The sequence below is a fragment of the Dyadobacter sp. CY326 genome (genome assembly GCF_021390515.1).
Taxonomy (GTDB): Bacteria; Bacteroidota; Bacteroidia; order Cytophagales; family Spirosomataceae; genus Dyadobacter.
In genome coordinates, this window is record NZ_JAJUXI010000010.1 from 177,558 (window position 1) to 189,542 (window position 11,985).

Below are 11,985 nucleotides of genomic sequence, written 5' to 3' on the forward strand. Positions count from 1 at the left end.
TTTCTCATAAGTAAATTCAATTTTTTTAATAACAATAATGGCTAATAAGAACGGAATTATTGGGCTGACCATCGTGATCGCCCTGATTAGCGTCTATTATCTCTCTTTTACTTTTGTTTCAAGGAACATTAAAAGCAAGGCGGTTGCTTATGCAACTGACTCAAAAGGAGAAATAGATGTAGCAAAGAAACAACGCTATATCGACTCATTATGGCGTGAAGATGTCTATTTGGGACACACATTGCAAGAAGTAACCGAGCGCGAATTAAACCTTGGCCTTGACCTTCAAGGCGGGATGCACGTGGTAATGGAAGTTGCTCCGGGTGATATCTTGAAAGGAATGGCTGGCGGAAACGCGCGCAGCGTCGCTTTTCAAAATGCATTGAAAAAAGCGGGAGAAGATAAAACAGTAAGCAACAGCACTTTTGTCAATCGCTTTGCGGCTGCATATAAAGAAGCTGCTCCTAATTCGAGTTTGGCAGCACTTTTTGCAACAAGCTCGAACAGAGGTAAGATCAGCAGCAGTTCATCCGATGGGGATGTGATCAAAATGCTTAACACTGAGGTAAATAGTTCCATTGATCGTGCATTCCAGATCACTCAGGCGCGTATTGACAAATTTGGCGTAACAAACCCCAACATTCAGCGCTTGCCAGGCCAAAACCGTATTTTGGTTGAGCTTCCAGGCGTTGACAACCCTGAGCGTGTGCGTCGTTTGCTTTCTGGTGCCGCAAAACTTGAATTTTCTGAGGTTTATTTGACCAACGAACTCGCTTCCGGATTGGACGGGTTGGGAAAATATCTTGCTAAACAGGAAGAAATTAAAAAAGCAACTTCAAAACCAACAGCAACCACTGCTGCGGCTTCAACGGATACAACGAAGAAAACAGACGGTGGCCTTGCTGCTCAGCTGGCACAAAAATCGGCTGATTCAACTGCAACGGATTCGTCAGCAATTGCTGCTCAAAGCGCTGCATTAACCAACTTGTTCGTCCCAATGCCGCAAGGATTGGGTGTTTTCCTGAAAGACACTGCACGCGCAAGCGAAATTTTGCGCCGCCCCGAAGTGAAAGCATTGTTCCCAGCTGACCTCGTTTTCATGTGGGACCGCAAAGGAACGGAAGGCGTTAATAACCAATTGATCTTGCCATTGTATTTTATCAAAAAACAAAATGGCGAGCCAGCAATGGAAGGTGACGTGATCGTTGATGCAACACACGATTATGATGAACGTGGCCGTCCGGAAGTTACAATGCGTATGAACGGAGAAGGTGCTCGCAAATGGCGTTCATTGACTGCTCGCAGCGTTGGCCGTCCGGTTGCAATTATCATTGACAACCTGGTTTACACGGCTCCGACAGTGCAAGGAGAAATTCCAAATGGTAACTCTAGCATTACTGGAAGCTTTACAGTGGACGAGACAAAAGATATGTCCAATGTCTTGAAAGCCGGTAAATTGCCTGCTCCAACACACATCGTTGAGGAAGCAGTCGTGGGATCTTCACTAGGTGCTGAGGCGATTAATGATGGACTTATTTCATCAGCGGTTGGTTTGCTGATCGTGCTCATTTTCATGTTCGCATATTATAGCAAAGCGGGCTGGATCGCAGATATGGCGTTGTTGATCAATTTATTCTTCCTCTTGGGAATTATGGCTTCGCTGGGTGCGGTGCTTACGCTTTCGGGTATTGCGGGTATCGTGTTATCCATTGGTATGGCCGTGGATGCGAACGTGCTTATTTATGAAGGCATCAAGGTCGAGCTCGAAGCGGGTAAACCTTTTGCACAGGCTGTAAGAGACGGTTTTAAACATTCGCTTACCGCCATTATTGACTCCAACGTAACGACACTGTTGACGGGGATCATTCTTTATACATTGGGAACCGGACTTGTGCTTGGGTTTGCAACAACGCTGGTTCTTGGTTTGCTTACCTCGCTGTTCTGCGCGATTTTCATCACGCGGTTGTTTCTTGAGCAACAGATTAAGAGAGGAAAAGTCCTTCATTTTTATTCGGGCTTGACCAAAAACTGGTTTAAAGACAATGACTTTGATTTCGTTTCGCAGCGCCGTCGTTTTTATATTATTTCTGCTATCATCATTGCAATCGGGATCGGATCATTCATTTTCAAAGGGTTCGGTTTAGGCATCGACTTTAAAGGTGGCCGTACTTATGTAGTTCGTTTTCAAGAATCTGTTGATGCAGATAATTTGAGAACCATTATGGATGAAGAACTGGGCTCAACTACGGAGGTGAAAACTTTCGGTGGACAGGATCAGGTGAAAATCACAACGGCATATCTGATCGAAGAAACGACTCCGGACGCGGATCAAAAGGCTGAAACGAAAATTTTGGCGGGTATTAAGAAGATTCCAAACAATCCGGCTTCAATTGTTAGCTCTAATAAAGTAGGGCCTACAATGGCAAATGACACGCTTTGGTCGGCTGTTTATGCGATTCTACTAGCACTGGCTGCCAACTTTGTGTACATCTTTATCCGTTTCAAAAGACTTGCTTTCAGTTATGGAGCGGTTGTGTCACTTGGACATGACGTGATCATCATCCTGGCTATTTTCTCATTGTTTAACGGATGGTTACCATGGTCATTGGATATCGACCAGGCTTTTATTGGTGCAATCCTTACAATGATCGGTTATTCAATGAATGATACAGTTGTAATTTATGACCGTATCAGGGATTATTTGAAAGATGATAAAGCACGCGGACAAAGCTTGCCAACAGTAATCAACAACGCATTGAATAGTACATTGAGCCGTACAGCTGTGACGGGTATCTCAGTAATCCTTGTTTTGATTGTTTTGATGATCTTCGGAGGAGCTGTAATTCGCGGATTTACATTCTGTATGCTTCTTGGGGTTATCGTCGGAACATATTCGTCTCTGTTTGTAGCGGCCCCTATTGTGGTTGACTTACTGCAGCGAGAAAAGCTGAAAGAACCTGCGCTTGCTGTGGCAGAAACAACTACACCAATAGTAGGCAAAAAGATTAAAGCATAGGGATTTAGGAGAATAAAAAGGGGTCAAGTTTCGTACTTTTCCCCTTTTTATTTTGTCTATATCTCCAAATGGCAAATTTTCTTTTTAGTTTTATACGATGTTATTATAACTACAACAAACGCGTTTATGGCAAATCAATTATGGGTCAAAAAGCCTATTGACAAATTATTACTTGAATCAACGGGGGAGGGAAACCAATTAAAGCGTTCACTTAGTTCAACCAGTTTGGTTGCTTTGGGAATAGGCGCGATTATTGGAGCCGGTCTTTTCTCACTTACCGGAATTGCTGCTGCTGAACATTCCGGACCAGCAGTTACCATTTCATTTATACTTGCAGCTTTGGGTTGTGGCTTTGCCGGCCTTTGTTACGCTGAGTTTGCTTCCATGATTCCCATTGCAGGAAGCGCTTACACTTACTCCTATGCCACAATGGGAGAGTTTGTTGCCTGGATCATCGGTTGGGACCTTGTGTTGGAATATGCATTGGGAGCGGCAACCGTTTCCGTAAGCTGGTCACGTTATCTGCTTGAATTTTTAAGCAAATTTGACATTCATCTTCCTACCCAACTCGTTTGTTCGCCTTTTGAAGTTGTGAAATTGAGCAATGGAACGGTTATCGACAACGGAATCATCAATTTGCCTGCCATATTCATTGTGTGCATGCTTTCGCTGCTTCTGATCAGAGGAACGCAAGGTTCTGCTTTTTTGAACAACTTCCTGGTTGTTTTGAAAGTAGCAGTTGTATTGATTTTCATTGCGCTGGGTTGGAGCCATATCGACCCACAGAATTATGTTCCTTACATCCCTGAAAACACAGGGAATTATGAAAACTTCGGCTGGACAGGAATCGCGACGGGTGCTGCGGTTGTATTCTTTGCATTCATCGGTTTTGACGCGGTTTCAACAGCAGCTCAGGAAGCCAAAAATCCACAAAAAGGAATGCCAATCGGGATCTTGGGATCATTGGTCGTTTGTACAATCTTGTATGTGCTTTTTGCACACGTAATGACTGGTTTGGTAAAATATACTGAATTCGCAAATGATGCCAAGCCAGCTGCAACGGCTTTTGCCAAAACAGGTTATGATTCGCTCCAAACTGCATTGATCATTGCAATTCTTGCGGGTTACACTTCGGTAATGCTTGTGATGCTCTTAGGCCAAAGCCGTGTGTTCTATTCGATGAGCAGAGACGGACTTTTGCCGAAATTTTTCAGCGACGTGCATCCTAAATTTGCTACGCCATGGAAAACAAATCTATTCTTCATGGGCTTTGTAAGCATTTTTGCCGGACTTGTTCCAGTGAGTGATTTGGGGCATATGGTGAGCATCGGGACACTTTTTGCATTCTGCCTTGTATGCGTGGGCGTATGGATGCTTCGCGTGAAAAGACCTGATCTGCAACGCTCTTTCCGCACACCATTGGTTCCGTTCGTGCCAATTATGGGAATCGTAGTTTGTCTTTATTTAATGTATTCCCTGCCGGTTGAAAGCTGGTATCGACTTGCGATCTGGCTTGCAATCGGACTGGCAGTTTACTTCGGTTACGGTAAGAAAAACAGTAAAATTGGAAGAGAAGGCGCATAAAATAACGCACTTCGAAATCATAGTAAAGGCCCTGCTTTCTCATCGAGAGCAGGGCCTTTTTTAATGTCAATCCAAACTATATTCTTGCTAAAACCCTTTCAGAAACGGTCTGCCCAATGGACAATGAGGATGTTGCTGCTGGCGAAGGCGCATTGCAGACATTGATTGCATTCTTGTTTTCGATAATTGAGAAATCGTCCAGCAATCCGCCGTCGTAATCGCAGGCTTGCGCCCTAACTCCTGCTCCGCCTGGGATCAGATCGTCGCTTTGGATTTCAGGAATCAGGCCTTGCAATGCTTTTGTAAATGCAGCTTTTGAGAATGATCGGTAATATTCACCCATGCCCGTTTTCCAATATTTCAAAGCCACTTTTCTGAATCCCGGCCATGCAAGCGACTCCATTAGTTCAGGAAAATTGAAATCCAGTTTGTCGTAACCCTCACGGCGGAACGCAAACACAGCATTAGGTCCGGCTTCCACGCCGCCTTCGATCATACGCGTAAAATGCACGCCCAGGAACGGGAAATTCGGATCTGGAACGGGGTAAATCAGGTTTTTGACCAGATAATGTTTTTCAGGCTTAATCTTATAATATTCGCCGCGAAATGGAATGATTCTCACCTTAATGTCATCGGGCTGAGTCAATTGCGCAACCTTATCAGAATACAAACCTGCACAGTTGACAATCAGTTTCGTTTCAAATATTTTACCCGAAGCCGACACGACTTCGGAATGCGTGTTGCGATTTTTAATGTCAATGACCTTCTCTCCAAAACGTATTTCCCCATCAAGCTTTTGCAGACATTCGGCATATTTCTCCGAAACAGCTTTATAATCAATAATCCCTGTATAAGGCACCCAAATCCCTTCCAAACCCTTCACATGCGGCTCGATCTCACGTATTTCGGCTTGCGAGATCATTCTGTTTTTTACCAGACCATGCTGGATTCCACGTTCAAAAAGGCTTCTAAGCAGAGGCTTTTGTTCTTCACTTGTTGCGACCACGATTTTCCCGCACAAGTCATAATGAACGCCTTCCCGATTGCAAAAGTCGATCAGCATTTGATATCCGCGAATGCAGTTTGTGGCTTTCAGGCTGCCCGGTTTGTAATAAAGTCCGGAATGAATCACGCCGCTGTTGTGGCCAGTCTGATGTTTGGCAACCTCATTTTCTTTTTCCAGAAGCAAGAGTTTCAATGCGGGTTTCTGCTCCTTAATTCTGAGCGCCGTGGCCAGGCCGACTATGCCTCCGCCAATAATCGTAATGTCGTACATGATCTCTTAATTACTTTATATATGCTCCGGTTAGCCAGGAAATGAAATTTTCCCCATTGAAACACCCGGAACGCCTTCTTTTTCTCCGAAATGCATTTCTTGACCCGCAACAGCTTCATTGGCTAAAACAGCAAATAAAACGGCCTCTTTCGCGTCACCGGAAATCCCGAGCTCATCTATTTTCATAACCGGACGACTCAATGCTTCCGAAATGCCCTTCACCAAAGTCGGATTATGCGCGCCGCCGCCGCTTGTATAAATAGAATAAGAAGCGTCGGGAACCATAATGCTCTTGATGGCGTCCGCAATCGTTTCCGCGCTGAGCTGGGTCAATGTCGCGATGATGTCGTTTCTTGAAAGCGAAACAAGCCTGCATTGTTGAATGGCTGATTCGACATAATCAAAATTGAAAACTTCGGGTCCGGTCGTTTTAGGAAAAGGTGCTTTGAAGAATGGAAACGATTTTAATGCCTGTAATAATGTTTCATTCACTGTCCCGCTGGCCGCAATTGCGCCTTTGTCGTCGTAAGGTTTGTGAAAAAAGCGCTTTGTGTAAGCATCCAGAAGCGTGTTTCCCGGCCCTGTGTCAGTTGTGAAAATCGCGTTCGTATCAAGGTTTCCGGGTAAAAAAGTGAAATTAGCAATGCCACCCATATTCAATAAGACCCGGTTTTCGCCCTTTTTGGAAAACAAAAAATGATCACCGTAAACCGCCAGTGGAGCACCTTCGCCGCCTGCTGCAATGTGCTTTTGTCTGAAATCGCTTAGCGTTGTAATCCCCGTTGTCATGGCAATGTGATCGCCGTCGCCAATCTGCAATGTTGCATTAGGAAAGCCCGGAATTTTGTGTTGCTTTTTTGGAGCGTGAAAAACGGTTTGTCCGTGGCTTGCAATCAAATCAATGTATTCTGGAGAAATGTCCCAGGCCTGCAAACTTTCCAGAATCATTTTGCCGTGCGTTGATCCAATGTAGGGATTGAGCAAACAAAGCTGCTGAAAGTCGATCTGCCTTTTGGCAAATATTTGCAGAATTTCGTTTCGGAAATCGTCCGTGTAGGGAACGGTTGTAAAATATTCCAGATCAAGGACGGTCTCGGTTCCGCTGCCTTCAATCTGACAAACCGCAATATCCAATCCGTCGAGTGACGTTCCTGACATGAGACCAATGATGCGGCGGGACTTCTTGCCTGACAGCTCGTAGAGGTGCTCGATATGCTTTTTCATAGGGCGGGATACGTAAAAAAGGAAGTCAAGCGCTAAACTTAGTGCCTTATCGGCAACGCCTAGTCTTGACTTCCTTCCAGTTTAATAATTTATTAGATTTTAATCAGTTTTCTGGGGCGAAGAAGCCTGCGGTTTATTGGCATTGTTCTTGTTTTTCCCAGATCTGCTTTTTTTCTTTTTCTTCTTCTTTTGCTCCTCGCTGTATTTTTTATCGAGGTTTTCGAGGTCGCTGTTGATTTTTCCAGGAGCTCTGTCAAGTGATTTTTCGGCCTGAGGCGTCAGAATTTCAAGTGACTCGGGAATGATGTCTTTCTTGTTCAGTTCCATGATTTCCATCACTTTACTAATCGCCACCGGATACCAGTTTGTGTCCTTATCGAAACCAAACCACATGATCTTCTTGAAAATATCCGTTTTTTGCAAAAACGCATTTCCCTTTTTGGTCTTCAACGGCGCATCCACAGTCGGAATGTCCCGCAAAGCGTCAATGTAAGTTTCGAGCTCGTAATTCAAGCAGCATTTTAAGCGACCGCATTGCCCGGAAAGCTTTGCTGGATTCAGCGAAAGGTTTTGGTAACGCGCTGCTGCGGTTGAAATGTTCTTGAAATCAGTCAGCCAGGTTGAGCAGCACAATTCACGGCCGCAAGAGCCAAGTCCGCCCAAACGGCTCGCTTCCTGACGCAGGCTAATTTGCCGCATTTCAATCCTAACCTTGAATTCCGAAGCCAGTGACTTAATCAGCTCGCGGAAATCGACGCGTTCTTCCGAAGAATAATAAAACGTCGTCTTGGTGTTATCAGACTGAAATTCGACGTCAGAAAGCTTCATATTGAGCTTCATCTCACGAATGATCTCGCGCGTCCGGTAAAGCGTTGGCATTTCCCGTGCCATTGCCTGCGTGTGCTTATCGAGATCTTTCTCTGTTGCAATGCGGTAAAGCACATGCATGTCATCATTGATAACCACTCCTTTACGCTTCATTTGCAGCCTTACGAGCTCGCCTTGTAAAGAAACAGTCCCGATATGCTGGCCAGAAGCCATTTCACACACCACATAGTCGCCGGTGATAAATTCCAGCTGATTTATATTTCTAAAATATTCTTTTCTTCCTCCTTTAAATTTGACTTCTACGACATCAAAACGCTGGCTAACAGGCACATCCATGTGGCTCAACCAATCGTAGACATTCATTTTATTACACCCGCCTGTTCCGCAGGTGCCACTACTTCCGCATCCGGAGACAGCCGATCCATTAGAACCGCATCCCCCGGATGAACATGATCCACATCCCATAATTACTCATATCTTCAATCGTTATAACGTATTAAATCCACACCGATATCGTGTCTGAAATACTTCCCTTCGAACTGCACAGCCTGGGCTGCACGCTGCGATTTATGAACCGCATTTTCGAGGGAATTGGCGAGGCCAGTAAGTGCCATCACCCTTCCTCCATTCGTCACGACTTCGGTGTTTCCATTAAAAGTAGTTCCTGCGTGGTATAAAAACACATCTTCTACTTTTTGGCTGCCGGAAATTACCTTTCCTTTTTCATAATCTCCTGGATAACCTCCTGACACAACCACGGTCGTCACGGCCACCTGCGGGGAAATTTGCAAATCAAAATCATTCAAAGTCCCCTTCGCCGTCGAGGCCATGAGCATAGCAAAATCTGACTGTATTCTCGGAATGACAACTTCTGTCTCCGGATCGCCCATTCTTACATTGTACTCGATCACAAAGGGCTCGCCTTTAATGTTCATCAAGCCAATGAAAATGAAACCTACATATTTGATTCCTTCACTTTTTAAGCCGTTTAAAGTAGGCTTAACCACTTTCTCATCCACTTTTTTCAAAAAATTGGCATCAGCAAATGCAACTGGCGACACAGCACCCATTCCGCCTGTATTGAGCCCTGTGTCGTTTTCGCCGATGCGTTTGTAATCCTTTGCTTCGGGCAAAATTTTATAATGCTCTCCATCAGAAAGAACAAAAACGGATAATTCTATCCCTTTCAGGAATTGCTCAACCACAACTTTGTTCCCAGCATCGCCGAATTTGTGATCCACAAGCATTTCTCTGAAAGCTGTTTCTGCTTCTGAATGCTTCTCAGCGATGATTACGCCTTTTCCGGCAGCAAGACCATCTGCTTTTAAAACAATGGGAAGCGGCAAAGTTTCCAGATATTCCGCGCCGATTTCCAGTGTTTCAATTGTAAAGGTTCTGGAAGATGCAGTAGGGATTCCGTATTTCTGCATGAATTGTTTCGAAAAATCCTTGCTTCCTTCCAGTTGCGCGCCTGCTTTATTGGGCCCGATTACTTTAATTTTTGATAAATCTTCTCTTGATTCAAAATAATCAACAATCCCATTCACCAACGGCTCTTCCGGGCCAACGATGACCAATTCAATATTATTTGCCAAAACCGCACCGGCAATGGCATCAAAATCATTATAAGATATAGAGAGGTTCGTTGCAACACCCGCAGTTCCTGCATTGCCAGGCGCTACAAATAAGGTATCACAAAGAGGGCTTTGGGCTATTTTCCAGGCAAAGGCATGCTCTCTTCCGCCTGATCCCAATATAAGTATGTTCATAAATGGTAAATTGGTTCACTAACACTGATAACAAGTTTTTCCGGAATGTTAATTCGCGAGTTCGGATAAAAACTTGATTCGCATAAGCCGCAATTCTTCTTCACTGATCTCGTCATTGGCAAACTCACCTAACGCAGCGGCTATATTATCCGTTTCAGCAGTCATGAAATAATCATAAATGTCTTGCTGCCTTTCCCGGTCAATAACCTGATTGATATAATAATCCAGGTTGAGCTTTGTGCCTGAGTAACAGATATGTTCAACTTCTTCGATAACATCGGCAAGCGCCAGATCCTTCACTTCTGCAATTTCATCCAGACTAACCTTGCGGTCAACTTGCTGAATGATAAATATTTTGATTTTAGACTTATTAACTGTTGACTTTATTACAACGTCTTTGGCCGTTTCTATCTCATTTTCCTCAACATAACGCGTGATCAGGTCAATGAACTGGCGGCCGAATTTCTGCACCTTTCCCATCCCGACGCCATTGATCTGCGCCATTTCCTGCTGGGTTGTGGGATAAGTCGTTGCCATTTCTTCCAAAGACGGGTCCTGGAAAACAACATAAGGAGGCAGGTTTTTCTCTTTCGCGACCTTTTTACGAAGCGCTTTGAGCATTCCCAAAAGTGCTTCATCATAAGCGTGCGCGCTTCCGCCTCCGGTTGCCGCATCCTTATCATCATCCTCCGGCTTAATCTCCTCTTGGTCAAAGTTATGATCCTTGTGGAGCGTCACTGGGTAAGGATCATTCAGGAAATTTGCGCCTTTATCTCCTAATCTGATTACGCCGTAATTTTCAATGTCTTTTTCCAAATAATTGAAAATCACAAGCTGGCGAATGGTCGAAACCCAGTAATCGCGCGACTCGTTCAGTTCCAATCCTTTGCCATAAACATCAAGCTGGTCGTGTTCGTAACTTTTTACATATTGATTTTCCGAAGCCGTCAGGACGTCCGCAATGTGATCGGCATCGAATCGTTGCTCGGTGAGCTGAACTGCTCTTAAAACGAGAATTACGCCGTCCTGAACCTTTGTTTTTTCTGTTGGCTTAATGCAGTTGTCGCAAAATCCACAATCTTTTTCAAGATATTCTCCGAAATAGCTTAACAATTGACGGCGGCGGCAAACGCCCAATGTAGAATAGGCCACCATTTCGTTCAGCAAATGGCGCGCGTTGTCGCGTTCGGTGACCGTTTTATCTTTATTGAATTTTTCCAGCTTCTGAATGTCTTCATAACTGTAAAACATGAGGCAATTTCCTTCCAGTCCATCTCTTCCCGCGCGCCCCGTTTCCTGATAATAACCTTCCAGCGACTTGGGAACATCATAATGGATCACAAATCGCACGTCCGGCTTATCGATTCCCATTCCAAAAGCAATAGTTGCCACAATGACATCCGCCTCTTCATTCAGGAATGCATCCTGATTAGCCATGCGCGTGTTGCTGTCCAATCCCGCATGATACGGTAATGCACGAACGTCATTGACGGTAAGCAGTTCCGCAACTTCCTCAACCGTTTTTCTGCTCAGGCAATACACAATTCCCGACTTGCCTTTATTGTTGCGAACGTAGCGGATCAGCTGCTTTTTCACATCCTTTTTGGGACGGATTTCGTAGTAAAGGTTTTTTCTGTTGAATGAAGATTTAAACGTTTCCGCTTCCTCCATTTGCAGGTTTTTGCGAATGTCCTGCTGCACTTTTGGCGTGGCAGTGGCCGTAAGCGCGATAATAGGAAGCTTGCCTATATTTTCAATGATGCCGTAAATGCGGCGATATTCCGGGCGGAAATCGTGGCCCCATTCGGAGATACAATGTGCCTCATCAATGGCTACGAACGATATTTTGACCTTTTTTAGGAAGTCTAGGTTGTCTTCTTTTGTTAGTGATTCGGGCGCAATGTAAAGCAATTTCAGACTTCCGTCCAATGCATCGCTTTTCACCCGGTTCATTTCCGATTTGGTAAGCGTAGAATTGAGAAACTGAGCATTGATGCCAAAAGCAGTCAATTGATCAACCTGATTTTTCATTAATGCAATAAGCGGCGATATAACGATCGTCAGACCATCGCTGACAAGAGCAGGCAGTTGATAGCAAAGCGATTTTCCCGCTCCGGTGGGCATAATCACAAAAGTATTTTTACCAAGAAGGATGTTTTGAATGATAACTTCTTGCTCACCCCGGAACTGACTGTACCCAAATATTTCTTTTAGCCTATCTTTTAACGTGTCTAAAACGACTGCATCAACATTCTTTACCATACTCTGTTAACAAAATGGTTATCTCA

The 11,985-nt window shown here is 44.4% G+C and carries 7 protein-coding genes; 2 read left to right on the forward strand and 5 right to left on the reverse strand.

From position 1 onward, the window contains the following. The first annotated feature begins 37 nt into the window (after nucleotides 1-37). Both secDF and LZG73_RS20285 read left to right on the forward strand, forming a co-directional pair. A complete protein-coding gene (secDF, locus tag LZG73_RS20280) occupies nucleotides 38-3,016 on the forward strand; it encodes a protein translocase subunit SecDF (protein WP_233854036.1) in 2,979 nt (992 codons plus the stop codon). A 126-nt stretch (nucleotides 3,017-3,142) separates the two neighbouring features. After that, nucleotides 3,143-4,600, forward strand: a complete 1,458-nt coding sequence (locus LZG73_RS20285; protein ID WP_233854037.1) for an amino acid permease — start codon at nucleotides 3,143-3,145, stop codon at nucleotides 4,598-4,600. Nucleotides 4,601-4,676: 76 nt separating this feature from the next. On the opposite strand, the gene lhgO is transcribed toward LZG73_RS20285, so the two are convergent. From lhgO to recQ, 5 genes are all read right to left on the reverse strand, one after another. Beyond that, nucleotides 4,677-5,876 carry an L-2-hydroxyglutarate oxidase gene (gene lhgO, locus LZG73_RS20290; RefSeq protein WP_233854039.1) on the reverse strand — a complete coding sequence of 400 codons (1,200 nt, stop codon included), beginning with the start codon at nucleotides 5,874-5,876 and terminating at the stop codon, nucleotides 4,677-4,679. A gap of 30 nt (nucleotides 5,877-5,906) precedes the next feature. Beyond that, nucleotides 5,907-7,100, reverse strand: a complete 1,194-nt coding sequence (locus LZG73_RS20295) for an anhydro-N-acetylmuramic acid kinase (RefSeq protein ID WP_233854041.1) — start codon at nucleotides 7,098-7,100, stop codon at nucleotides 5,907-5,909. A 99-nt stretch (nucleotides 7,101-7,199) separates the two neighbouring features. Continuing rightward, nucleotides 7,200-8,291, reverse strand: coding sequence for a regulatory iron-sulfur-containing complex subunit RicT (locus LZG73_RS20300; protein ID WP_233854043.1), 1,092 nt, complete (start codon nucleotides 8,289-8,291; stop codon nucleotides 7,200-7,202). A 116-nt stretch (nucleotides 8,292-8,407) separates the two neighbouring features. Beyond that, nucleotides 8,408-9,697: a phosphoribosylamine--glycine ligase gene (gene purD / locus LZG73_RS20305; protein WP_233854046.1), complete on the reverse strand. Its 1,290-nt coding sequence runs from the start codon at nucleotides 9,695-9,697 to the stop codon at nucleotides 8,408-8,410. A gap of 48 nt (nucleotides 9,698-9,745) precedes the next feature. Then, nucleotides 9,746-11,959 carry a DNA helicase RecQ gene (gene recQ, locus LZG73_RS20310; protein ID WP_233854048.1) on the reverse strand — a complete coding sequence of 738 codons (2,214 nt, stop codon included), beginning with the start codon at nucleotides 11,957-11,959 and terminating at the stop codon, nucleotides 9,746-9,748. Nucleotides 11,960-11,985 lie beyond the last annotated feature (26 nt).